General features: G+C 72.5%; 19 protein-coding genes. 10 read left to right on the top strand and 9 right to left on the bottom strand.

Annotated elements, in window-relative coordinates:
- The first annotated feature begins 27 nt into the window (after positions 1 to 27).
- A complete protein-coding gene (locus E4T13_RS14095) occupies positions 28 to 1,023 on the top strand; it encodes a TRAP transporter substrate-binding protein (RefSeq protein WP_137178954.1) in 996 nt (331 codons plus the stop codon).
- A gap of 40 nt (positions 1,024 to 1,063) precedes the next feature.
- On the opposite strand, the gene E4T13_RS14100 is transcribed toward E4T13_RS14095, so the two are convergent.
- From E4T13_RS14100 to E4T13_RS14135, 8 genes are all read right to left on the bottom strand, one after another.
- Complete coding sequence (locus E4T13_RS14100) at positions 1,064 to 1,828, bottom strand: SDR family NAD(P)-dependent oxidoreductase (protein ID WP_137178955.1); 765 nt, start codon at positions 1,826 to 1,828, stop codon at positions 1,064 to 1,066.
- Between the two features lie 108 nt (positions 1,829 to 1,936).
- Complete coding sequence (locus E4T13_RS14105) at positions 1,937 to 2,653, bottom strand: cytochrome c biogenesis protein CcdA (protein ID WP_137178956.1); 717 nt, start codon at positions 2,651 to 2,653, stop codon at positions 1,937 to 1,939.
- Between the two features lies 1 nt (position 2,654).
- A complete protein-coding gene (locus tag E4T13_RS14110; protein ID WP_137178957.1) occupies positions 2,655 to 3,047 on the bottom strand; it encodes a thioredoxin family protein in 393 nt (130 codons plus the stop codon).
- Positions 3,048 to 3,257: 210 nt separating this feature from the next.
- Positions 3,258 to 3,857, bottom strand: a complete 600-nt coding sequence (locus tag E4T13_RS14115) for an NADPH-dependent FMN reductase (protein WP_137178958.1) — start codon at positions 3,855 to 3,857, stop codon at positions 3,258 to 3,260.
- Between the two features lie 2 nt (positions 3,858 to 3,859).
- The gene (locus E4T13_RS14120; protein WP_137178959.1) at positions 3,860 to 5,038 is read right to left on the bottom strand and encodes a JmjC domain-containing protein; all 1,179 of its coding nucleotides are present in this window, start codon (positions 5,036 to 5,038) and stop codon (positions 3,860 to 3,862) included.
- A 30-nt stretch (positions 5,039 to 5,068) separates the two neighbouring features.
- Positions 5,069 to 5,758 (bottom strand): hypothetical protein, encoded by a 690-nt coding sequence (locus E4T13_RS14125; protein WP_137178960.1) that lies wholly within the window; start codon positions 5,756 to 5,758, stop codon positions 5,069 to 5,071.
- Between the two features lie 89 nt (positions 5,759 to 5,847).
- Positions 5,848 to 6,282, bottom strand: a complete 435-nt coding sequence (locus E4T13_RS14130; RefSeq protein WP_170984999.1) for an OmpA family protein — start codon at positions 6,280 to 6,282, stop codon at positions 5,848 to 5,850.
- The gene (locus tag E4T13_RS14135; RefSeq protein ID WP_137178962.1) at positions 6,279 to 7,505 is read right to left on the bottom strand and encodes a JmjC domain-containing protein; all 1,227 of its coding nucleotides are present in this window, start codon (positions 7,503 to 7,505) and stop codon (positions 6,279 to 6,281) included. The genes E4T13_RS14130 and E4T13_RS14135 overlap by 4 nt, the downstream gene beginning before the upstream one ends.
- Before the next feature lie 99 nt (positions 7,506 to 7,604).
- Here E4T13_RS14135 and E4T13_RS14140 point away from each other — a divergent pair, with 99 nt between their 5' ends.
- On the top strand, positions 7,605 to 12,317 hold the full coding sequence (locus E4T13_RS14140; protein ID WP_240791136.1) for an NAD-glutamate dehydrogenase: 4,713 nt from the start codon (positions 7,605 to 7,607) through the stop codon (positions 12,315 to 12,317).
- A gap of 138 nt (positions 12,318 to 12,455) precedes the next feature.
- Positions 12,456 to 13,697 carry an MFS transporter gene (locus tag E4T13_RS14145; RefSeq protein ID WP_137178963.1) on the top strand — a complete coding sequence of 414 codons (1,242 nt, stop codon included), beginning with the start codon at positions 12,456 to 12,458 and terminating at the stop codon, positions 13,695 to 13,697.
- A 17-nt stretch (positions 13,698 to 13,714) separates the two neighbouring features.
- Here the strand turns inward: E4T13_RS14145 and E4T13_RS14150 are convergent, their stop codons facing one another.
- Positions 13,715 to 15,808, bottom strand: coding sequence for a calcium-binding protein (locus E4T13_RS14150; protein ID WP_137178964.1), 2,094 nt, complete (start codon positions 15,806 to 15,808; stop codon positions 13,715 to 13,717).
- 255 nt (positions 15,809 to 16,063) lie between these two features.
- Between E4T13_RS14150 and E4T13_RS14155 the strand changes: the two genes are divergently transcribed.
- From E4T13_RS14155 to rho, 7 genes are all read left to right on the top strand, one after another.
- Positions 16,064 to 17,212: a beta-glucosidase gene (locus E4T13_RS14155; RefSeq protein WP_240791137.1), complete on the top strand. Its 1,149-nt coding sequence runs from the start codon at positions 16,064 to 16,066 to the stop codon at positions 17,210 to 17,212.
- Positions 17,213 to 17,286: 74 nt separating this feature from the next.
- The gene (hemH, locus tag E4T13_RS14160) at positions 17,287 to 18,432 is read left to right on the top strand and encodes a ferrochelatase (RefSeq protein ID WP_306768493.1); all 1,146 of its coding nucleotides are present in this window, start codon (positions 17,287 to 17,289) and stop codon (positions 18,430 to 18,432) included.
- The gene (locus tag E4T13_RS14165; RefSeq protein ID WP_240791138.1) at positions 18,429 to 19,118 is read left to right on the top strand and encodes an HAD family phosphatase; all 690 of its coding nucleotides are present in this window, start codon (positions 18,429 to 18,431) and stop codon (positions 19,116 to 19,118) included. The genes hemH and E4T13_RS14165 overlap by 4 nt, the downstream gene beginning before the upstream one ends.
- Positions 19,119 to 19,148: 30 nt before the next feature.
- Positions 19,149 to 20,090, top strand: coding sequence for a tripartite tricarboxylate transporter substrate binding protein (locus tag E4T13_RS14170; RefSeq protein ID WP_137178965.1), 942 nt, complete (start codon positions 19,149 to 19,151; stop codon positions 20,088 to 20,090).
- 16 nt (positions 20,091 to 20,106) lie between these two features.
- A complete protein-coding gene (gene hemJ / locus E4T13_RS14175) occupies positions 20,107 to 20,553 on the top strand; it encodes a protoporphyrinogen oxidase HemJ (RefSeq protein WP_170985088.1) in 447 nt (148 codons plus the stop codon).
- A gap of 158 nt (positions 20,554 to 20,711) precedes the next feature.
- The gene (locus E4T13_RS14180) at positions 20,712 to 22,487 is read left to right on the top strand and encodes an ABC transporter ATP-binding protein/permease (RefSeq protein ID WP_137178967.1); all 1,776 of its coding nucleotides are present in this window, start codon (positions 20,712 to 20,714) and stop codon (positions 22,485 to 22,487) included.
- Positions 22,488 to 22,761: 274 nt separating this feature from the next.
- Positions 22,762 to 24,036 carry a transcription termination factor Rho gene (gene rho, locus E4T13_RS14185; RefSeq protein WP_137178968.1) on the top strand — a complete coding sequence of 425 codons (1,275 nt, stop codon included), beginning with the start codon at positions 22,762 to 22,764 and terminating at the stop codon, positions 24,034 to 24,036.
- Positions 24,037 to 24,116: the final 80 nt, after the last annotated feature.

Raw genomic sequence — 24,116 nt, forward strand, 5'->3', positions numbered from 1 at the left:
CTGAACAACGGGAGAGGAGAAGACCCCATGACCAGCATCACCCGCCGCGGCCTGGGCCTTGCCGCCGCCGGCGCGGCGCTTGCCGTTCCCGGCGTCGCGCGCGCGCAGGCGATCACCATGACCCTCGGCCATGTGCTGAGCGCCACCAGCGCCTACCAGGTGATCTTCGAGCGCTTCAAGGAGCTGGCCGCGCAGCGCACCAACGGGCGCGTCACCGTCAACATCCAGGGCGGCGGCGCCGCGGGCAATGAGGGCCGCCTCATCCAGTCGCTGCGCACCGGCGTGATCGACGGCGCCTTCGTCGGCGGCTCCTCGCTGGAGACGGTGGTGCGCGACTACCGCGTGCTGTCCCTGCCCTACATCTTCGACGACCACCCGCAGGCCAACCGCGTGCTGCAGGGCCCGGTGGGCACCGAGATGCTCGGCCTGCTGGAGCCGCTGGGCATGATGGGCCTCGGCTTCGGCGCGATCTTCGAGCGCAACATCGCCGGCCGCCGCGCCATCCGCACGCCGGCCGACCTGCAGGGGCTCAAGATCCGCGTGCTGCAGACGCCGGGCTTCGTCGAGGCCTATCGCGTGCTGGGCACCCAGCCGACGCCGATGGCCTATGGCGAGGTGTTCCTGGCCCTGCAGAACGGCGTGGTGGACGCGCTGGAGATCAGCAACGACGCCGTGGTCGCCGACCGCTTCGTGGAGGTGATCCAGAACTACGCGCTGACCAAGGTGCACCAGTCCACCACCGTCTTCGCGGTCAGCGGCGTGCGCTTCCGCGCCCTGCCCGCCGATGTGCAGGCCACGCTGCGCACGGCGGCGAAGGAGGCGATCCAGCACGGCCTCGGCATCCATGACCGGCTGAACGTGGAAGGCCTGGCGCAGGTGCGCGCGCGCGGCGTGGCCGTGACGGAGCCCGACCTCGAGCCCTTCAAGGTGATCGCGCGGCGCAGCTACGACACCATCCTGGCCGAGGCGCCGAACGGCCGCGCCTGGGTCGAGAAGATCAACGCGGCCAAGCGCCCGGCCTGACCCTTCCGCGGGGTGCCGCCATGCGGCGGCGCCCTGCGGCTCAGCGCAGGTAGCTGGCCCCGTTCACGTCCAGCGTGGCGCCGGTCATGTGGCGCACGCGGCCGTTGGCGAGGAAGGCGACGAGCTCCGCCAGTTCCTCCGGCGGCACCCATTCGCCCATGGCGAGGCCGGCGGTGACCTTCTCCTCCCCGCCCGCGATCGCCGCCGCATCCACGCTCATCTGCGTCCGCACCACGCCGGGCGCGACGATGTAGGAGAGCACGCCGGCCCCGGCATAGTGCCGCGCGACGGTCTGCGCCGCCGCCTTGACCGCCGCCTTGCTGGCCGCATAGGCGATCGTCGCCTGGCTGCCGGAGCCGCGCTGCGCGGTCCAGGAGGACATCGTCACCAGCACGCCGCCGCCCTTTTCGACGAAGTGATTCACCGCATGCTTCATCAGCCGCGTGGGCGAAGCGACGTTGACGCGCCACTGCGTCTCCCAGGCATGCTCCCACGCCCCCATGCCGTCCTCGATGCCGCCGGCATTGAGGAAGACCGCGGCGTTGAGCACGACGCAGTCGATGCGCGGCACGAGGTCCAGGGCCTGCTGCCAGAGCCGGTCCATCGCGCGCGGGTCGCCCTGGTCGGCGGCGAGCACATGGCCGCGCTCCGGCGGCAGGCCGGCGAGCGCTTCGCGGGCGCCCGCGAGATCGGTGTTGCAATGGGCGATCACCGTCGCGCCATCCGCCCCGAGCTTGCGCGCGATGGCCGCGCCGATCCCCTTCGAGGCGCCCGTGACCAGCACCGTCCTGCCCGCGAGTTGCACGCCCGTCCTCCCGACCTGGCCGCAGGGCGCGGCGTCGTCACAGGGGCCCCTCGCCCCGGCCGCATCGTGCGGCCGGACGGGGCTGGCACGCCAGTGGGCGCGCGGCGGTCAGAAACGCACGATCAGGTTGACCCAGCCTTGCGGCAGCGCCTCCGTCGCGGCGGTCTCGATGCGCTTGTCGAGGCCGGTGAGCACCAGGATCCCGAACAGCGCCAGCGCGGCGCCGAGCGCCGGCCGCGCGATGCCGCCTGCATCCCCCAGGCGCCGCCGCATGGCCGGCATCGCGCCGCGCGCGGCATAGCCCAGCGCGAGCAACGGCATGGAAGCCCCGAGCGCGAAGACCAGCATGGTCGCGGCGGCGATCCCCGCCGTGGCGGCCTGCGCCGACAACGCGATGGCCGCGCCCAGCGCCGGCCCGGTGCACGGCGCCCAGGCGAGGCCCAGCACCGCGCCGAGGGCGAACTGCCCGCCCGCCCCGCGCGCGGACATGCGCGCGGCGAAGGCGGTCACCGGCTGCAGCGCATGCTCGGCCGCGGCCGAGAAGCGCGCGGCGAGGCCCGAGGCCAGCAGCGCCGCCCCGGCCAGAAGCATCAGCAGCGCCGCGCCGATGCGCAGCACCTCCGCATCCAGGCCGAGCGCGAAGCCCGCGAGGCCGAGCACCATGCCGGCACCCGCGAAGCTCACCGCCAGGCCGGCCGCCAGGGCGAGCGGTCCCATGCGGTGTTCCGACCCCGCGGCGGCCAGCACGATCGGCAGGATCGGCAGCACGCATGGCGACAGGCTGGCGAGGATGCCCGCCAGCCCCGCCAGCAGCAGCGAGACCATGTTACAGGGCGCGCAGCAGCAGCGCGCGGATCGCCTCCGGATCGGTGATGCCGGTCGCGCGGCCGCGCTCCTCGGCGCCGCGGAAGGCGATCAGCGTGGACTGGCTGCGCACCTGAAGCTGCCGCAGCACGTCCTTCTGGCTGTCGAAATCCACGGTGAAGAGCACGCCCTCGCGCAGGCGCGGATCGGCCGCCACGGCGTCCACATGCGGCCGCTGCGCGCGGCAGGTGGGGCACCAGGGCGCGGTGACCTCGATCAGGATCGGCCTGCCCGCTGCCTGCGCCGCGGCGAAGGCCGGCGCCGTGAACGGGGCGCGCTCGGCAGCATGAACGGCCGGGGCAGACATGACGGCGATGCCAGCCGTGATGGAGCCGAGCAGGAGGCGGCGACGCATGGACGGGATCTCCGGGCAGGGTTGCGACGGCCCTGCTTCGTCCGATGCGGCGCGAAGGTTACGCGCCGACATCGTCCGCCATGCCTAGAGCAGCGCCCGTTCGAGTGGAACCGCTCCGCGGTTCCGCCGAACGGGCATAAGCTGCTCTAGAATCAAGTTTCCTAGAGCACGACCTTCCGATCGACTGATTCCAGTCGATCGGAACGTGCTCTAGGGCGCCTTGGCCCCTGGCGTTCCGACCAGGCGCGCCCAGTCCGCCAGCGCCGCCACCAGCTTCGCAACCGCCGCCAGGCTGCGCTCGTCGGTCAGCTCGCCATCGGTGAAGCGCGTGCCGGCGCTGCCGACATAGACCTCGGGCAGGGGCAGCACGCGCATGCCGGTGTTGAGCAGCACCGTGCGCAACTGCTGCTGCGACCGCGCCGTGCCGAGCGAGCCCGGCGTCGCGCCCATGATCGCAACCGGCAGGTCCTCCAGCGGCGTCTTCCGGGCCTCGCCCTCGGGCGCGGTGCGGCCGCCGATGCCTTCCGCGCGGGAAGCCCAGTCGATCGCGTTCTTCAGCGGCGCGGGCATGCCGGCATTGTATTCGGGCGTGGCGATCAGCATCGCCTGCGCCGGCCACAGCGCGCGGCGGAATGCCTGCACCGACGCTGGCCATTCGGGCTTCTCCAGATCCTGGTTGATCAGCGGCAGCGCGCCGATCTCCACCACATCCAGCGTCACCCCCGCCGGCAGGCGCGCGGCGGCGGCGCGCAGGAGGGCGCGGTTGAAGGAGGCGGCGCGCAGGCTGCCGCAAAGGCCGACGATCTTCATGCTCAGGGCTCCCGGACGACGAGACCGCGTCGCACAAGTCTCTGGCAGAAATCCAGCGCGCCATCCCCGAGTTCCCTGGGCGTCGCGCCTTCCGCGAGGCGTTCCATCCAGGCGGCCTGCCGCGCATCGAGCCGCATCTCCGCACCGACCCAGCGGAGCGAGGCGCCGCCATCGGTCTCCGGCACCAGCACATGCAGCACGCCGGGCGCCAGGCGCAGCCGCGTGTCCGCCTGCGGCGGCGCGACGAACAGACCGCGGCCGAGCAGCGCCGGGCGATCCGCCGCCAGACGGTCGAGCAGTTCCAGCGCCGTGCGCTCCAGCGCCGCCGGCTCCGCGAGGCGCGCCGCAAGCGGCCGCGCCAGTTCCGCCAGCCGTCCCGGCCCCTCGGCCAGGCGCCATGTCGGAAAGGTCTCGCGCAGCGCCGGGTCGGTCTCCTCCAGCAGGTCCACGGCCAGGCGCAGCACGGCGGCGAAGGAGGGGTCCATCAGCCCGATGGTGATGTGCAGCGAGGGTGCGTCGCCGTCCTGCGCCGCGGCATCGTGCATCACGCCGCGCGGGACATAGAGCGTGTCGCCGGCACGCAGCGTCAGCGTTGCCGGCTCCCCGCTGGCGGAGAGGTTGCCGGGCCAGGGGGTGCGGCGTGTCGGGCGCGGCACGGGCTGGTCGGGGAACAGCCGCCAGCGCTTCTCGCCGGTCACCTGCAGCACCAGCACGTCATGCGTGTCGTAGTGCACCCGGAACCCCTGCGCGCCGGGCGGCGTCAGGTAGATGTTGGCCTGCACGCCATGCAGGAAGACCTGCTCCAGGCCGCGGCAGAAGCGCATCAGCGGCGGGTGCATCTCGTGGAACTGCGAGACCACCAGCGTCGCGCCTGCATCGAAGGCGCCGAACAGGCCCGGCAGGTCCACGCGGTCATCCTCGCGCAGGTATTCGTGGCGCGGCACGGCCGCGCTGCCCTCCCGCCGGCTGTCGGCCATGGAGACGCGCGGCGCGCGCGCCGCATCGGTGGCCAGGAAGGCGTCGAGATCGGCGACGGACAGCAGCGGCGCGTGGTGACCGGGCGCGGGGCCGGGCAGGTGGCGCCATGCCGTGCCCTCGCGCAGCGCGAGACCCTCCTCGATCGGCAGCGCGCCGAAGGCTTGCCGCCAGGCTTCTTCCGCCAGGGTGGGATCGCTCGTCATCGCCGCGAGCCTATCGGGCCGGCCGAGGCCTCACCAGCCGCGCCGGCCGCGGCCCGGCGGGTCACTCGGGTCGTTGTCGCTGAGCCCGGTACGATAGACCGGCCCGCGCACGCCGCCGCGCCCGCCGCCCGGCGGGTCGCTGGGATCGTTGTCGCTCACGCCGGTCCGATAGACCGGCCCGCGCACGCCGCCGCGACCGCCGCCCGGCGGGTCGTTCGGGTCGTTGTCGCTGAGCCCGGTGCGGTAGGCCGGCGCCCGCGCGCCGCCGCGGCCTCCGCCCGGCGGATCATTCGGATCGTTGTCGCTGAGCCCAGTGCGATAGGCCGGCGCCCGCGCGCCGCCGCGGCCGCCGCCCGGCGGGTCGCTCGGATCGTTGTCGCTGAGCCCAGTGCGATAGGCCGGCGCCCGCGCGCCGCCGCGGCCGCCGCCCGGCGGGTCGCTCGGATCGTTGTCGCTGAGGCCGGTGCGGGTGGCCGGCGCGCCATAGCCGCCGCGGCCGCCACCCGGCGGATCGCTCGGGTCGTTGTCGTTGATGCCGGCATAGCCGGCGCCGCGCGGCGGATAGCCCGGCGAAGGGGGCACGAAGGCGCCCGGTGGCACCGGCGCGACGCAGCCGGCAGTCGCGCTGCCGGCGCCGCCCAGCGCGACCAGCCGCAGCACGAACAGCCGCCGGCGCAGCGGCGCATGACCCTGCGCGCCTTCTTCGTCCGACTCCGCCATGGCTTCCTCCGCGGGGCCGTGGCGGCCCCGGCTGCGCAGACTGACAACGAATCATGGCGGCCCGATGAAGATGCCGGGCGGTGCCGCCCTCAGCGCTGCGCCTCGCGCGGCGCCGCGGGCATAACCACGATGGTCACGGCGCGCGCGCCGGGTTCCTGCACGCGGCCACTGAAGGCGGTCACGCGCGCCTCGGCGCGGATGCGGTCGCGTTCCACGCCGCGCTCCGACAGCGCCTGCGACACGGCGCGCGCGCGTCGCGCGGCAAGCTGGGTGGAGCTTTCCGCCCCCAGCCTGCGGTCGGCATGGCCCAGCACGCAGATGTTGCGGTGCGGCTCCGCCTTGGCGAGCGCGGCGGCGGCCTCGATCCCGCTGCGCGCGACGTCGCGCAGCCGGTCGGAGCCCTGCTGGAAGGGGACGGCGAAGACATCGTCCTCCAGCGCCTCCGCGCCGACGCAGGAGAATTCGCGCGGCTGCCCCAGCGCCAGGCCGGGCCAGAGCAGCGCAAGGGCGAGGATGCGCCTCACGCGGCCGGCGCCAGCAGGCCGGCGCCGGCCAGCTTGCCCAGCAGCGCGTCGGCCTCCACCGCCGGATGCGCCTTCGCGAGTTCCGGCGCCGTCACGTCGTTGCGCGCGAGCAGCCAGCCGGCGGCCTCGGCCTCCGGCCCGGTGAGCGGCAGCGCGCCGGCGGCGGTCTTCACCACCCATTCCGCGCCGCGCCGCACCGGCTTCGCGCCGGCCGCCACCACGCGGAAGCTCGGCGCGCCGTCGGCGGCCTCGGCCGGCTGCTCCCCGCCGCCGATGCCGCGCGCGGCCAGGATGTCGTAGCCGCCGCGCGTGAAGTGGTACTGGGCGACGAATTGCGCCAACGCTTCCATCACCTTCGGCTCCTTCGCGAATTCCGCGATGCGCTGGCCGAGCAGGCCCGCGCGTTGCGTCAGCGCGAATTTCGCGGGCGAAGTTCCATCCTGGCGCGGAAGCGGCCTGCGGAATTCGGGATCATGCAGGGCACGCTCCAGCAGGATGTTCAGCAGGTCCATCCCGAGCGGCGCGTGCACGCCATAGGCGATGTGGACGCTGGACGGCGCCTCGGCCAGCGCGTCGTGGTACCAGCCGCGCGGCAGATACAGCAGGTCGCCCGGCTTCAGCGTCACCACGCCGCGCAGCGTGCCGCGCGCCTGGTCGTGATGCGCCTGCGGCAGGCCCTTGAAGACCGGATGCGGGATCGGCCACTCGGCGCGGCCTTCCCAGATGTTCCAGTCCTTCTCACCCTCGACCTGCACGGCCCAGACGTCGTGCGTGTCGTAATGGGTCTTGAACGCCTTGTGGCTCTGCCAGGAGATGTAGACATTGGCCTGGCTCTTCCCGAGCCCCGCCTCTTCCAGCGCATGGGAGACGGAAGCCAGGCCCGGCGTCAGGCTGTCCACGTCGTTCATCACGACCGAGGCACCCTTGGCGATCCAGGCCTGCACCAGCTTCGCATCCGGCTGCAGCACCTGCGCGCCGTCGCGGCCGAGCGCGCGGGTGCAGAACTGCTCCGGCGGGATGGTCTGGCTGTCCAGCACCATCTTCAGCGAGGTGCCGGTCCAGATATGCGTCATGTCGAGCAGCCGGTTGATCTGCCGCCAGGACAGGACCTGGGCGAATTTCCCGGGCGTGCCGCGCACATGCAGGGGCTGCCGGTCGTAGTATTCGGCGAAGAAGCGCTCCGGCGTCATCGGGGCGAGGAGGGCGGCGAGGTCGGCGATCATGCCCCCTTCCTACCATTCCGCGCAGTGCCGTGACACGGGGCCGCGCTTGCGGATGGGGTGGTCCTGCCGGCACCCTGGACGGAACGAGGAGGCGCCACGATGACCGACGCACCGACGATGGGAACCCCGCCCGCCGGCCAGGGCGGGGATGGCGTGCGCCCGGGCGTGCTGGAAGCGGCGGAGGCCGCGCTGCATCGCGCCGCGCCCGCGCTGCCACCCGCCGCCACCGCCCTGCTGCAGCGGCTCTATGCCGCGGTGCCCACCGCCGAGCTTGCCGCCACGCCGCCGGAAGCCCTGGCCGAGGGCGCCGCCAGCCTGTTCGCCTTCGCCGGGCAGCGCCGCCCGCGGGAGGCGAAGCTGCGCGTGCTGCCGGCCGGGCCCGGCCGCGGCGCGCTGCCGGTGGTGGAACTTGTCGTGGACGACATGCCCTTCCTGGTGGACAGCGTGCTGGCCGCGCTGGCGCTGCGCGGCCGCACCGTGCGGCAGTTGCTGCACCCGATCGTTCCAGTGCGCCGCGACGCCGACGGGCGGCTGCTCGACATCGCCGATGGCGGCGCGGCCGCCGGCATGACGCGCGAGAGCATGATGCGCATCGCGCTCGCCCCCGGCGCCGCGGTGACGCTCGGCGCGGGCGACCAGCCGCCGGCCGCCGACCTCGCCACGCTGGAAGCCGCGCTGGCACGGGCGATGGCCGATGTGCGCCTGGCGGTGACGGATTTCGGCGCGATGCGCGCCCGACTCGCCGCGGCCGAAGCCGAGGTTGGCGACGAGGAGAGCGCCGAGTTCCTGCGCTGGATGGCGGAGGACAATTTCGTCCTGCTCGGCCATCGCCGCCTGGAACTGCACGAGGACGGCACCGCGACCGTGGTGGAGGCGGAGAATCTCGGCCTGCTGCGCGATGCGCGCCTGCCGGTCTTCGACGCGCTGCGCGACCTGCCGCGCCTGCCGCAGGCGGTGCGCGACAACCTGCTGCGGATGGGCGCGATCACCGTGGCCAAGGCCAACATGCGCTCCACCGTGCATCGCCCGCAGCATGCCGACGTGGTGATCACGCGCATCCGCAACGCCGCGGGCGAGCCGGTGGGCGGGCGGCTGTTCCTCGGCCTCTTCGCCGCCGCCGCCTACAACCGCAACCCGCGCTCCATCCCGATGCTGCGGGAGAAGGTGCTGCGCATCCTGGCGCGCGCCGGCGTGGAGCCGGAGACGCATGACGGGCGCGCGCTGCGCAACATCCTCGACACCTGGCCGCGCGACGAGCTGTTCCAGGCGCCGGAGGCGGAGATCCTGCGCGGCTGCCGCGTGGCGCTGGATCTCTCGATCCGGCCGCGGGCCGCGCTGGTGCTGCGGCGCGATCCCTTCGAGCGCTTCGTCTCCGCCATCGCCTGGCTGCCCCGCGACACCTTCGACACGGCGATGCGCGAGCGCATCGGCGGGCTGATCGCGCGCGCCTTCAGCGGCCGGCTCTCGGCCTTCTACACGCTGCTGGGCGACGCGCCTCTGGCGCGCGTGCACTACGTGATCGGCACCACGCCCGGCGCGCTGCCGGCAGTGGACGAGGCCGCGCTGGAAGCGGCGCTGGTGCAGGCCGCGCGCGGCTTCCGCGACCGGCTGGAGGAGGCGCTGACGCAGGAGCGCGGCGAGGCCGAGGCGGCGGAGCTTCTCGCCCGCTGGCGCGAGGCCTTCCCGAACGGCTACCGCCAGGCGGAGACCGCGTCCCAGGGCATCGCCGACATCCACCTGGCGCAGGAAGCCGCGGCGAGCAGGCGGCCGCAGGCGGCGCTGCACCGCGCGCCGGGCGCCGATGCGCGCACGCTGACGCTGCGCCTGGCGAATCCCGGCGGGCCGCTGCCGCTGGCCGATGCGCTGCCGCTGTTCGAGAGCCTGGACCTCCGCGCCGTCGAGGAGGTGCCGTATCGGCTGGAGCCGGCCGGCGGGCCGGAGGTGGTGCTGCATGTCTATCGGCTGGAGGCGCGCGCCGATTGCCCGGAGGACCGCCTGCCGCTGGTGACCGGTGCGCTGCACGCGCTGCTGCGCGGCTGGGTGGAGGCCGATGGCTTCAACCGCCTGGTGCTGCGCGCCGACCTGTCCTGGAAGGATTGCTGGCTGCTGCGCGCGATGTATCGCTGGCTGAAGCAGGTCGGCTTCCCCTTCGCGCAGGAAAGCGTGGAAGCGGCGCTCGCCGCCAACCCCGATGCCGCGCGCATCCTGGTGGACCTGTTCCATCGCCGCTTCGACCCGCAGATGGCCGACCGCGACGAGACGAAGCTGGACGCGGCATGGCGCACGCTGCTCGACGGCGTGGCCAATCCCGACGAGGACCGCATCCTGTCGCGCCTGCGCACCGTGCTGGACGCGATGCTGCGCACCAACTGGTATCAGGCGAAGGAGTACCTGTCCTTCAAGCTGGATTCCGCGCGCGCCGGCGACATGCCGCTGCCGCGGCCCTGGCGCGAGATCTTCGTCCATTCGCCGCGCATGGAGGGCACGCATCTGCGCGCCGGCGCGGTCGCGCGCGGCGGCATCCGCTGGTCCGACCGTCGCGAGGATTTCCGCACGGAGATCCTTGGGCTGATGAAGGCGCAGCGGCTGAAGAACGTGGTGATCGTGCCGACCGGGGCGAAGGGCGGCTTCATCCTGAAGCACCCGCCCCCCGCCTCGGACCGCGAGGCCTTCATGGCGGAAGGCGTCGCGGCCTATCGCACGCTGGTGCGCGGCATGCTCGACGTGACCGACAACATCACCGCCGCCGGCACGGTGCCACGCGAGAACGTCGTCCGCCGCGACGGCGACGATCCCTATATCGTCGCCGCGGCGGACAAGGGCACGGCGACCTTCTCCGACATCGCGAACGACCTCTCGGCCGAATACGATTTCTGGCTGGGCGATGCCTTCGCCTCCGGCGGATCGGCGGGCTACGACCACAAGGGCATGGCCATCACCGCGCGCGGCGCCTGGGTGATGGTGGACCGCCACTTCCAGGAAATCTTCGGCCGCTCCGTGCAGGATGCGCCCTTCACCTGCGCGGGCGTCGGCGACATGTCCGGCGACGTGTTCGGCAACGGCCTGCTGGTCTCGCGCGAGACGAAGCTGCTCGCCGCCTTCGACCACCGGCACATCTTCCTCGACCCCGATCCCGACCCGGCGATCTCCTATGCCGAGCGCGAGCGGCTGTTCAGGTTGCCGCGCTCCTCCTGGGCCGACTACGACGCGCGGCTGCTTTCGGCCGGTGGCGCGGTGCTGCCGCGCAACGCGAAGTCGCTGCCGCTGTCCGAGCAGGCGCGCGCGCTGCTCGGCATCGAGACCGAGCGGGCCGAGCCCGCGGCGATCATGCGCGCGATCCTGACGCTGCCGGTGGACCTGCTCTATTTCGGCGGCATCGGCACCTATGTGAAGGCGAGCACGGAGACGCAGGCCGAGGCCGGCGACCGCGCCAACGATGCGATCCGCGTGGACGGCGCCGCGCTGCGCGCGCGCGTGCTGGGGGAGGGCGCCAATCTCGGCGTCACCCAGGCCGGCCGCATCGAGGCGGCGCGGCACGGCGTGCGGATCAACACCGATGCGCTCGACAACTCCGCCGGCGTCTCCACCTCCGACCACGAGGTGAACATCAAGATCCTGCTGGCCGAGGCGGAGCGCGACGGCACGCTGACGCGCCGCCAGCGCGACGAGCTGCTGGCGGAGATGACGGACGAGGTCGCCGCGCTGGTGCTGGCCGACAACACCGCGCAATCCATCGCCGTCAGCCTGGAGGCGATGCGCGCCGCGGAGGACCTCGCCGCGCATGGCGCGCTGATGCAGCGGCTGGAGACGGAGGGCGTGCTGGACCGCGCCGTGGCGGGGCTGCCCGATGCCGCCGCGCTGCGCATGCGTGCCGCGGCGAATGAGGGCCTGACGCGGCCGGAGATCGCCGCGCTGCTGCCCTTCGCCAAGCTGTGGCTGACCGAGGCGATCGAGGGCAGCACGCTGCCGGACGATCCCGCGCTGGCGCCGATGCTCGTCGCGTATTTTCCGACGCCGCTGCGCGAGCGCTTCGGTGCGTATATCCCGCGCCACCGCCTGCGGCGGGAGCTGGTGGCGATGCTGCTGGCGAACATGGTGGCGAACCGGCTCGGCGTGGCGGGGCTGTCGCGCCTGCTCGGCGCCTCCGGCGACGGCGTGACGGTGGCGCGCGCGGCCTGGCTGGCGGATGCGCTGTTCGGGCTGGATGCGGCGGCGGCCGAGGCCGATGCGGCCGAGGCGCCGGCGGTGACGCGGCTGGCGGTGCTGCTCGGCCTGCGGCGGCTGCAGGAAGCGGCCGCGCGCGAGATGCTCGGCGGCGAGGGACCGCTCGATGCGGCGCGCGACGCGCTGGCGCCGGGCGTCGCGACGCTGGTCGCCGCGGCGGAGGCATCGCCCTGGCCGGAAGCCGGCGTGCTGACGGAGGCCGGGGTCCCGCTGCGCGCCGCGATTCTCGCCGTGGCGCCGCGGCTGGCCGCCGCGCCGGCGGTGGTGCGGCTGGCGCAGCAGGCGGGCGTCGCGCCGGATCGCGCTGCGGAATCCTGGGCCGCCGTGGGCGAGGCCTTCGCGCTGGACGCGCTGCGCGCCGCGGCGGAAAGCGCGCGCGCCACCGGCCCCTTCGCCGCGCGTGCGAAGGCCGAGGCGCTGGACGATCTCGGCGGGCTGCAGGCGAGCCTGGCGCGGGCGAGCCTGGCGGGGATGACGCCGGATGGCGCGGCGGCGGCGGAAGCGGCGAGCCTCGCCCGTGAAGCCGCGGCCGCGGGCGACCTGGTCGCGATCGGCGTCGCGGCGCGGGCCTTGCGGGGGCTCGGATAGACCCCACCCCGCCCTTGCAGGGGCTGGCTGGGTGGGGGAGACCGCTTCGCCGGAGATGCGCAGCATGATTCGGGCTCTCCCCCACCCCGACCCTCCCCCGCAAGCGCGGGGGAGGGAGAAGCAGGACAATCACCCGCGATGACCCGCAAGGCTTTGGCCTGGGCCTTCTATGACTGGGCCAACAGCGCCTTCCCGACGGTGGTCTCCACCTTCGTCATCGCCGCCTATTTCGCCCAGGGCATCGCTGCCGATCCGGCCACGGGCCAGGCCCAATGGGGCTGGATGCAGGCGATCGCGGGGCTCTGCATCGCGCTGCTCTCGCCGGTGCTCGGCGCCATCGCCGATGCGGGCGGGCGGCGGCGCGCCATGCTCGCCACCTTCACCGGCATCACCGCCATCGCCACCGCGATGATCTGGTTCGCGAAGCCCGATCCGGCCTGGGCGCTCTATGCGCTCACCTGCGTCGGCATCGCGACGATCGGCTTCGAGGTGGCGACGGTGTTCTACAATTCCATGCTGCCGCAGGTCGCGCCGAAGGAGCGGATCGGCCGCGTCTCCGGCCTGGCCTGGGGCCTCGGCTATGCCGGCGGCCTCGCCTGCCTGGGCGCCTGCCTGCTGCTGCTGGTGCAGCCCGATCCGGCGCTGTTCGGGCTGGATCGCGGGCAGGCGGAGCATGTGCGCGCGACGGCTCTGCTGGTCGCGGCCTGGCTCGTGGTGTTCGCCTGGCCGGCGCTGGTGGTGCTGGCCGATCCGCCGGGTCGCCGGCCGCGCTGGCGCGATGCGGCGGCGGAGGGAATGGCGGACATCCTGGCCGTGCTGCGCAGCCTGCCGCAGCAGCGCGACCTGCTGCGCTTCCTCGTGGCGCGGCTGTTCTACACGGATGGGCTGAACACGCTGTTCGCCTTCGGCGCGATCTATGCCGCCGGCGTCTTCGGCATGGGCTTCGAGCAGATACTGCTGTTCGGCATCGCGATGAATGTCGCGGCCGGCGCGGGCGCCGCCGGCTTCGCGCTGATCGAGGACCGCGTCGGCTCGCGGCGCATGGTGCTGATTGCGCTGATGGCGATCATCGTGCTGGGCACGGGGCTGCTGCTGGCGCCGGACGAGACCTGGTTCTGGGCGATGGCGCTGGCGCTCGGGCTGTTCTTCGGCCCGGCCCAGGCCGCCAGCCGCGCCTTCATGGCCCGCATTGCGCCGGAGGGCGAGACTTCGGCCTGGTTCGGCCTGTTCGCGCTCTCGGGCCGCGTCACCGGCTTCTTCGGCCCCGCCGCGCTGGCGGCGGTGACGGCGATCACCGACAGCCAGCGCCTGGGGATGGCGACGGTGCTGGCGTTCCTGGCGCTGGGTGCGGCGATCCTGGCGACGGTGAAGGGCCGCTGAGCACGCGCCGCCCCATATCAAGCCAGGAAGGCGGACTCCGACGGCAGCGCGAGGCCGTTCAGCAGCAGCACGAAATCCGCCTCCGCATCCGCATCGGCGCCGTCCACCTCGACGCGCAGCTTGCGCAGCGTCAGGTCGCGTTCGATGCGGAGTTCGGCGACGCCGTCGCCGCCGGTGAAGGCCGCGGTTCCGATGAAGTCCAGCCCGCCGAAGGCGGTCAGGTCGATGCGGTCTGCGCCGCGCACGAAATCCAGGATCAGGTCGGGTGCATCGGGCGCGCTGTCGCCGGGGCCGAAGACGAAGATGTCGTTCTCCGCCCCGCCGCGCAGCGTATCGGCGCCGAGCCCACCGTCCAGCGTGTCTTCGCCGTCCTCGCCCAGCACGAGGTCGGCGCCGTCCCCGCCGCGGAGCAGGTCGCCTTCGCTGCCGCCGCGCAGCACGTCGTTGCCCGCGCCACCGTCCAGCGTGTCGGCGCCGGCCTCGCCGAGCAGCGAATCCTGGCCGTCCTCGCCCTGCAGCAGGTCGTCGTCCGCGCCAGCGCGCAGCAGGTCGGCATCAGCGCCGGCCAGCAGGCTGTCGGCGCCGTCGCCGCCGAGCATCGTGTCCGTCCCGGCACCGCCCAGCAGCAGGTCGTCGCCGCCGCCGGCGAAGAGCAGGTCGCCGCCCTCGCCGCCATCCAGCGTGTCGGCGCCCTCATCCTCGATCAGCGTGTCGTTGCCGGCCTCGCCGAGCAGGCGGTCGTTGCCGCCCTGGCCCCTGAGGTTGTCGTTGCCGCCGCCGCCGCTGAGCACGTCGTCGCCGGCGCGGCCGAGGATCGTGTCGGCGCCTTCGCCGCCTTCCAGGGTGTTGGCGCGCGCAGTGCCGAACAGCAGCAGCGCCGGCGGCTCCTGCACCTGGAAGCGGGCGGCGAGGATGCGGTAGTCGAAGCCGTTGAAGGTGTCCTCGAAGGCGGCGACCAGGCTGCCGTCGCCGGTCACCGCCATCTCCGGCCGCGTCTGCTGGCCCTGGGTGGTGAAGTCCATGCGGATGATGCCGCCGTCCAGCGTGCCGTCGGGATTGATGCGCTGGCCGTAGATGTTCGGATCGAAGCCGGAGGTGCCGAAGCCCGAGGTCGCCAGCAGGATGTCGCCGTCCGGCAGTTCCACGACTTCCTGGGTGCCGAAATCATTGTGCGGGAAGGTGACGTCGGTCGGCGTGCCTTCCTGCGCACCGGTCTCGTCCAGGCGATAGACGCGCAGCACCGAATTGCCGGGCGCGATGCTCAGCGCATGCGCCACCAGCAGCCCGCCCTCGGCGCGCGGGGCGAGCACGGGCTGGAAGCCGCTGGGGTTGTCCAGCAGGAATTCGGGTAGCGCCTCGCTGCCATCGAGGTTGCGGAACAGCACCTTCGGGGTCTGGCTGAAGCCGCTGAAGGTGCTGGCAGCGACCGCGATGATGTCCGCGTTCGGGCCCGCCAGCGCCGTCGCCGTATCGCGCACGCCAAGGCCCGCCACCCAGGTGGAACCGGCGGTGAGCAGGGTCGTGGTGGCGCCCGCGCTCCCGTCCGCCTCCAGGACCTGCAGGCGCAGCCGGTCGGGGCTGCCGCCGCCGTCCACATAGATCACGCCCGCCCGGCCGCCCGACAGCGCGACGATCTGGTGGAAGGTGACGCCTTCGCTGAACAGCGCGCCGGTCGCGACGCCCAGCTCGGCGCCCACCGTCTGGCCGGTGGCGGGGTCGAGGACCAACGCGCCGATGCGCGAGGCGCCGCCGGGCACGTCCGTCACGCCCCAGGCGGCCGCGACCAGGCCGTTGCCGAGCGTGACCAGGCCCGCGCCGTCGAAATTGCCGACGAGGTCGGCGCTGACCGGCCGCGCCGGCCCGCGCGCCACGCCATCCGCGCCGAAGACGCGGATCATCATGGTCACGCCGCCATCGGCGTCGATCGCATAGGGGTAGCCGGCCGGCGCCGCGGCGGCGGTCTGCGGCAGGAAGTCGTTCCAGAGGGCGACGAAGCCGCCATCCGGCAGGCCGGCGATGCGGGGCTGGTATTCCGCGCCGAAGCGGGAGGTGCCGTCCTCGGGCGACAGGACCAGGCTGGTCTGACCGGAAACCGGCGTCGTTGCAGCCATGAGTCAGCGTCCTCCCGTTGCGGCCTGTTATCTCGCCTTTTTCATGGAGACGGCCGACGGACAAGCAACCGCGAGTTGCGCTGACGTCAGGAATTGTCGGGGCGGCGCATGCGAGGTGGTCGCCCCTGCGATCCTCTCTTGCCTCGATTGCATACAATCGACGATAGAAGGGATGAGCCGCTCACGCGCGCGTGATCGGCAGGCGGGGAGCCTTCCACCCCCGATGCGTTACCTCCTGGCCGTATGGAGTTCCGCGTGAACGCGCATGCCCCGCTCTTCCGGTCCTTCTTCATGGCCGGCTTCGAATGTTCCACCCACCGCAACATGTCCCGCCGTCGGCTCGACATGATCGCCGCCACGCATCACGACATGCTGGCCTTCGAGGATTACAGCCAGTGCGCCGAGCACGGCATCCGCACCGTCCGGGACGGCGTGCGCTGGCACCTGGTGGAGACCGCGCCGGGCCAGTACGACTGGTCCTCGGTGCTGCCGATGCTGCGCGCGGCGGAGCGTGCCGGCACGCAGGTGATCTGGGACCTCTGCCACTATGGCTGGCCCGACGACCTGGATGTGTTCAGCCCGGCCTTCGTGACCCGCTTCGCCCGCTATGCCGCGGCCTTTGCGACGCTGCACCGGGAGGAGACGGGGCGGGCGCCGCTGGTCTGCCCGGTCAACGAGATCTCCTTCCTCGCCTTCGCCGGCGGCGACATGGAACGCTGCAGCCCGCATGCGCGCGGCCGCGGCATGGATCTCAAGCGCAACCTGGTGCGCGCCGCCATCGCCGGCACCCACGCGGTGCGCCAGGCGGTGCCGGGCACGCGCTGCGCCGCCATCGACCCGGTCATCAACATCGTCCCGCGCACCCCGGAGGAGGCCGAGGAGGTCCGGCTGCACAACGCCGCGCAATGGCAGGCCTGGGACATGCTGGCAGGGCGGGAGGAGCCCTCGCTCGGCGGCGCCGAGGAGATCCTGGATCTCGTCGGCATCAACTACTACTGGAACAACCAGTGGCTGCACCATGGCGAGCCGCTCAGCACCTTCGACGCCGCGCGCTTCCGCCCCTTCCGCGAACTGATCAAGGACGCCGCGGATCGCTATGCCGGCCGCGACCTCTTCATCGCGGAGACCAGCATCGAGGGCTGGCCGCGGCCCGCCTGGCTTCGCTACGTGGCGGAGGAGGCCTTCGCGGCGATCGAGGACGGGGTGCGGCTTCAGGGCCTCTGCCTCTATCCCGTCATCTCCCATATCGGCTGGGACGAGGACCGCTACTGCGCCAACGGCCTGTTCGAGTTGCAGCCGAAGCACGGGCGGCGGGAGGTGTATCGGCCGCTGGCCGAGGAGCTGGCGCGGCTGCAGGCCCGGCTGCCGGCGCTGGCGGGCCAGGCGCGCAGCGCGGCAGTCTGACCCCGCGCAGCAGATATTCCGCGATATCCTGCGCTCCGGCCCACGCAACACTTGACCCCGGCGGCGGGCATGTCATGTCCCGCCCCGTCATGGACCTCCCCACCGAGCCGCAGCCCCAGCTGGTCACCTCCGCCAAGCGGCCTCGGCTGGCTGTCGTGCTGTTCAACCTTGGCGGGCCGGATGCGCCGGAGAGCATCCGGCCCTTCCTGGTCAACCTCTTCACCGACCCGGCCATCCTGCGGGTCCCCGGCTGGGTGCGCCCCTGGCTCGGCCGGATCATCGCCTGGCGGCGGACCAGGCCGGCCAGCGAGAACTACGCCATCCTCGGTGGCCGCTCCCCCCTGCTGGAACTGACCCAGGAACAGGCGACGGCCCTGGAATCCGTGCTGAACGCCGAAGGCGAGGTGGAGGCCAAGACCTTCATCGCGATGCGCTACTGGCACCCGATGAGCGACGCATGCGCCGCGGCGGTGAAGGCGTGGAAGCCGGACGAGATCCTGCTGCTGCCGCTCTATCCGCAGTATTCCACCACCACCACCGGCAGCTCTGTGCTGGCCTGGGACAAGGCGGCGGCACGCATCGGGCTCAGCGTGCCGACCACCACACTCTGCTGCTTCCACTCCGACCCGGCCTTCGCCGAAGCCACCGCGCGGCTGGTGCGCGACTCCTGGCACGCGGCGCGGGCGGCGCTCGACCCCGCGATCCCGCTGCGCGTGCTTTTCAGCGCGCATGGCCTGCCGGAGAGCATCGTCACCGCCGGCGACCCCTATCAGTGGCAGGTCGAGCAATCCGTCGCGCAGGTGGTGGAGCGGCTGGGCATCGCGGAGCTGGACCACGTGGTCTGCTACCAGTCGCGCGTGACGCCGCAGAAATGGATCGGCCCCTCGACGGAGGAGGAGCTGGAGCGCGCCGGGCACGACAAGGTGGCGGTGCTGGTGGTGCCCATCGCCTTCACCTCCGAACATTCGGAGACGCTGGTGGAGCTCGACGTGGAATACCGGGAGGAAGCCGAGAAATTCGGCGTCCCCGGCTATTTCCGCACCCCCGCGCAGAACGCCGATGCCGGCTTCATCGCCGCGCTCGCCGGCCTGGTGCGGCATGCGCGCGGCTGTGGCCGCAGCCTCTGCTCCTTCGCCGGGGCCCGGCAATGCCCGAAGCAGCATCGCGACTGCCCGCATGAGAAGGTCTCGGCCGCCCGCCGCGCCCAGGTGACCGCGTGAGCGCTGCCGCCATGCCGCGCCGCCCGGCGGCCGTGCTGTTCGATTGCGACGGCGTCCTGGCCGACACCGAGGCGCTGCACGACCGCATCATGGCGGAGGAGGTGAGCCGCCTCGGCTGGGACATTTCGCCGGAGGAAGGCGCGCGCCGCTTCCGTGGCCTGGCCTGGGAGGCGATTGCGCCGCAGGTCGAGGAGCGTCTCGGGCCCGGCTCCGTGCCCGCCGACTTCCTGCCGCAGCTCATCGCCCGCGTGGTGCGCGCGCTGGAGGAGGAGGCCGAGCCCGTGCATGGCGTGCTGGCCGCGCTGGAGGCGATCACCGCGGCAGGCATCCCCGTGGCCGTCGCCAGCAACTCCTCCCGCGCGGAGCTGGCGACGAAGCTGCGGCGGCTCGGCCTGACGGAGATGTTCCGCGGGCGCACCTTCAGCGTGAACGACGTGGCGCGGCCGAAGCCGGCACCCGACATGTATCGCGCCGCCGCTGCGTCCTGTGGCGCCGATCCGCAGGATTGCGTGGTGGTGGAGGACAGCGTCGCCGGTGCGCGCGCCGGCGTCGCGGCCGGCTCCCGCGTGCTGGGCTTCGCGCATGAGGCCTCCGCGCCGGCGCTGCGGGCGGTGGGCGCGGAGCCCTTCTTCGCGATGAGCGCGCTTCCCTTCCTGCTCGGGCTGACGCCCGTCGCCGCGGGCTGATACCCTCCCCGGCGGGGAGGGCCAAGGGCCATGCGGATCATCGGGTTCATTGTGGCAGCGCTGCTCGCGCTCAGCGGCGGCGCGACGGCGCAGGAGTATCCGTCGCGCACCATCAGCATCGTCGTTGGCTACCCGCCGGGCGGGAACACGGACCTGATGGCGCGCGCACTGCAGCCGGAGCTCAGCCGCGCGCTGGGCCAGACGGTGGTGATCGTCAACCGCGGCGGCGCAGCGGGCACGATCGGCGCGGCGGAAGTCGCGCGCGCACGCCCGGATGGCTACACGCTGCTGTTCTCGCCGAACAACCCGATCACGGCGCAGCCGCATCTGCAGTCGCTGGCCTACTCGCTCGACAGCTTCCGCTTCCTCTGCATGGTGTACGACAACCCGCAGGTGCTGGTGGGCGCGCGCAACATGCCCTTTGCCGACTTCGCCGGGATGGTGCGGCACGGCCGCAGCGGGAAGGAGGCGCTGATCTTCGGCTCGCCCGGCCAGGGCAGCACGCAGCACATCCTGATGGCGGCGCTGCTGTCGCGGCTCGGCATCGAGGGGCTGCACGTGCCTTTCACCGGCGCCGGGCCGATGGCGCAGGCGGCGCTCGGCGGCCAGATCCAGGTCTTCATCGAGAGCGCGTCCATCCCCGCCTCCACCGGCCTGCCGGTGCTGGGCGTGATGGGGACGCAGCGCCTGCCCGGCCTGCCCGATGCGCCGACGCTGACGGAACTCGGGCAGCCGCTGGTCGGCAGCAGCGCGGGCGGGCTGATGGCGCCGAAGGACCTGCCGGATGCGGCCGCCGCCGTGCTGGAGCGGGCCTGCCTCACCGCCGCCGGCAGCGAGAGCTTTCGGACCGCCGCCACGCGGCTGAATGCGGGGCCGCAGCGCCTGGACGGCGCCGCTTTCCGCGAGCGCTTTGCGGCGGAAAGCGAGTTGAACCGGACGGTGCTGCGCGACCTCGGGCTGGCACGGCAATAAGGGATCGCGCGTGACGATGGATTGGCTGGCGCCGCTCTATCCCTGGACCAAGTCGCTGCACGTCATCTCGGTCTTCGCCTGGATGGCGGGGCTGTTCTACCTGCCGCGGCTCTACGTGTACCATATGCAGGTGCCGCCGCGGGACCCGCGGTCCGAGTTGTTCAAGGTGATGGAGCGGCGGCTGCTGAAGGCGATCATGAACCCGTCCATGATCGCCTCCTTCCTGTTCGGCATCCTCGTGGTGCTGACGCCCGGCGTGATCGACTGGAGCGCGGGCTGGTGGCACGCGAAGCTGCTCGGCATCGCCGTGCTGACCTGGTGCCACATGGACTTGGCGCGGGCGCGCAAGCAGTTCGAGCGCGACGAGCGGCCGCGGACCGAACGCGCCTGGCGCATCCTGAACGAGGTGCCGACGCTGGCGCTGATCCTGATCGTGGTGATGGTGATCGCGAAGCCGTTCTGACCGCGGAGGGCCGCCCAAAGATGGCGGGATTGTGGCATCCGCGCCGCAGCGGCCGGACGTTACGCCATTGGCCGCGGCCTTCCCCCATCCTCACGATTGCGTGCGGTCTGTAGTTTGTATACCGCTGATGGCGTCGGCGAGGGGAGGCCGGCGCCTGCATGGCCGTGGCAAGCGACCCATCCGCCGAACCGCGCGGCGCCGTCCGCGATGCATGGCGACTCGCCCGCGGCTGGGCGCGGGCGGAACCCTGGACCGTTGCATGGCTGGTGGGCGCCGCGCTGGCGCTGATCCTGCTGCAGCTTGCGGTGGATTGGGGCATCGCGCTCTGGCATCGCACCACCTTCGATGCGCTGGAGCAGCGGCAGGCCGGCGCCTTCGGCCCGCAGGCCCTGGCCTTCGCCGGGCTGATGACGGCGATGATGCTGACCAGCGTCGGGCGGCTGTGGACGCGGCAGGCCATCGGCTTCCGCTGGCGGCGCTGGCTGGTGCTGCGGCTGCAGGGCGCGATGCTGGAGGAGGGACGGCATCACCGGCTCGCCATGGAGGCCGCGGGGACCGACAACCCGGACCAGCGCATCGGCGAGAACACCCGCTGGGCCACCGCCATGGCCGTGGATCTGGCGCTCGGGCTGATCTACGCGGTGGTGCTGCTGGTCTCCTTCGCCGGGATGCTCTGGCACCTCTCGGCGGATTTCTTCCTGCCGGTCGGCGGCGAAAGGCTGCACATCCCGGGCGGGCTGCTCTGGGCGGCGCTGCTGTATGCGCTGGGCTGCGCGGCCGTGACCTGGTGGCTCGGGCGGCGGCTGCCGGCGATCCACATGGACCGCAACGCGGCCGAGGCGAACCATCGCTTCGCCCTGGTCCGGCTGCGCGAGAACAGCGAATCGATCGCCCTGATCCGTGGCGAGGCCGACGAGCGCCGCGGCCTGGCCGGCGCCTATGCCATGCTGGAAGGGGCGATGCTGCGGCTGTTCCGCGCCGAGCGCGACCTGATGTGGCTGGGCTGCTGCTACATGCCGATCGCCGCGGTGGTGCCGCTGCTGCTCGGCGCGCCGCAATACCTGGCAGGCGCCATCAGCCTCGGCGTGCTGATGCAGGGCGCGCAGGCCTTCCAGGAGGTGACGCGCGCGCTGACCTGGCTGACCGAGACGTGGCCGCGCCTGGCGGATTGGCGCTGCCATGTGGGGCGGGTGGTGGAGCTGGAACAGGCGCTCGCGGCCCCGGCGCCGGTTCCCGGCGCCATGCGGCGGGAGGATCGCGCACCGGCGCTGGCGCTGCGCGACGTGGCGCTGGCCGCGCCTTGCGGGCGGCCCTTGCTGCGCACCGGGGCGCTCACGCTGCAGCCCGGCGAGCGCCTGCTGATCCGCGGCGAGAGCGGCAGCGGAAAGTCCACCCTGTTCCGTGCCATCGCGGGTCTCTGGCCCTGGGCGGAGGGCGAGTTCCGCGTGCCCTGCCGCGACGCGACGATGTTCCTGCCGCAGCGGCCCTACCTGCCGCTCGGCACGCTGGCCGCCGCACTCGCCTATCCGGACGCACCCGACGGCTTCGACCCCGCCACGCTGCGCCGCGCGCTGCTGCGCTGCCGGCTGCCGCATCTCGTGCCGCGGCTGGGGGAGGCCGGGCGCTGGGACCGGGTGCTCTCGCTGGGGGAACAGCAGCGCGTCGCCTTCGCGCGGCTGATCCTGCACCGCCCGCGCTGGATCTTCATGGACGAGGCGACCTCGGCGCTCGACGAGGCGAACGAGGCCGCGATGTTTGCGCTGCTGGCGGCGGACCTGCCGGAGGCGGCGGTGCTGTCCATCGGCCATCGGCCGGGACTCGACCGGCACCATGACCGCGTCTTCGTGCTGGAGGCGGGCGTGCTGGCGCTCGACGCCGCCGGACGCGGGATCGCGCCTCCGACGGGGCGCCGGCCGGCCCTGCTATCCGGTTGACGTGGCTGCGCTTGATCCCTAGATTGACCTTGCCGAACGGCAATCGGCCGTGATTTGGGCTGCCTGATCGGGTTTCCCTGGTCCAGCCCGGTGCTGCCGGTCCCTCCCTCATACCTCCTGGTCGCCGCCTTCGAAGCCCGAGAACCGGGCGAGCGGCACGGCAAGGACCCGACGACCAGCCGCACGCGGCCCGTCCGGACCAGCCGCCCTGGGGTTCCCTCGCTTCTCTCTATCGCGCGCGGTCCAAGGCGCGCAGCACGGACGCAAACGGCCCATGCACCTTTCCGAACTCAAGGCCAAGTCGCCGAGCGAACTCCTCGCCTTCGCCGAGGATGTGGGCGTCGAGAACGCCTCCTCGCTCCGCAAGCAGGACATGATGTTCGCCATCCTCAAGACGCTGGCGGACAACGAGCAGGCGATCTACGGCGACGGCACGCTGGAGATCCTCTCCGACGGCTTCGGCTTCCTGCGCAGCCCGCAGGCCAACTACCTTCCCGGTCCCGACGACATCTACGTCTCCCCCGCCCAGGTGCGCCGCTTCGGCCTGCGCACCGGCGACACGGTGGAAGGCCAGATCCGGGCGCCAAAGGATGGCGAGCGCTACTTCGCCCTGCTCAAGGTGGACAACGTCAATTTCGAGCCGCCGGAAGCCCTTCGCCATCGCATCAACTTTGACAACCTGACGGCGCTGTATCCGACGCGGCGGCTGAAGATGGAGAACCCCGAGGTCGAATCCGTCGCCAAGGGGCCGGCCAAGGACAACACCCACCGCGTCATCGACCTGATCTCGCCGATCGGCATGGGGCAGCGCGCCCTGATCGTCGCGCCGCCGCGCACCGGCAAGACGGTGATGATGCAGAACATCGCGAAGTCGATCAGCGCGAACCACCCGGAAGTCTTCCTGATCGTGCTGCTGATCGACGAGCGGCCGGAGGAAGTCACGGACATGGCGCGCACCGTGCGCGGCGAGGTGGTCGCCTCCACCTTCGACGAGCCGGCGACGCGCCACGTGCAGGTGACGGAGATGGTGCTGGAGAAGGCCAAGCGCCTGGTCGAGCACAAGCGCGACGTGGTGATCCTGCTGGATTCCATCACGCGCCTGGGCCGCGCCTACAACTCGGTCGTGCCGTCCTCCGGCAAGGTGCTGACGGGCGGCGTGGACGCCAACGCCCTGCAGCGCCCGAAGCGCTTCTTCGGCGCGGCGCGCAACATCGAGGAAGGCGGTTCGCTGACCATCATCGCCACCGCGCTGATCGACACCGGCAGCCGCATGGACGAGGTGATCTTCGAGGAGTTCAAGGGCACCGGCAACAGCGAGATCATCCTGGACCGCAAGCTGTCGGACAAGCGCACCTTCCCCGCGATCGACATCACCAAGTCCGGCACCCGCAAGGAGGAGCTGCTGGTGGATCGCGCGACGCTGTCCAAGATGTGGGTGCTGCGCCGCATCCTGAACCCGATGGGGACGCAGGACGCGATGGAGTTCCTGCTGGACAAGCTGAAGTATTCGAAGACCAACCAGGACTTCTTTGACGCCATGAACACCTGAGGGTGTTCCTCGCATGGTGTCCCCCAAGGCGCGGTCTGCGGCGATGAGCACAGCTGACCGGGTTACCGTCAGGCGGGAGG

Origin of the sequence: Roseomonas sp. AR75 (assembly GCF_005222815.1) — a bacterium.
Classification (GTDB): domain Bacteria; phylum Pseudomonadota; class Alphaproteobacteria; order Acetobacterales; family Acetobacteraceae; genus Falsiroseomonas.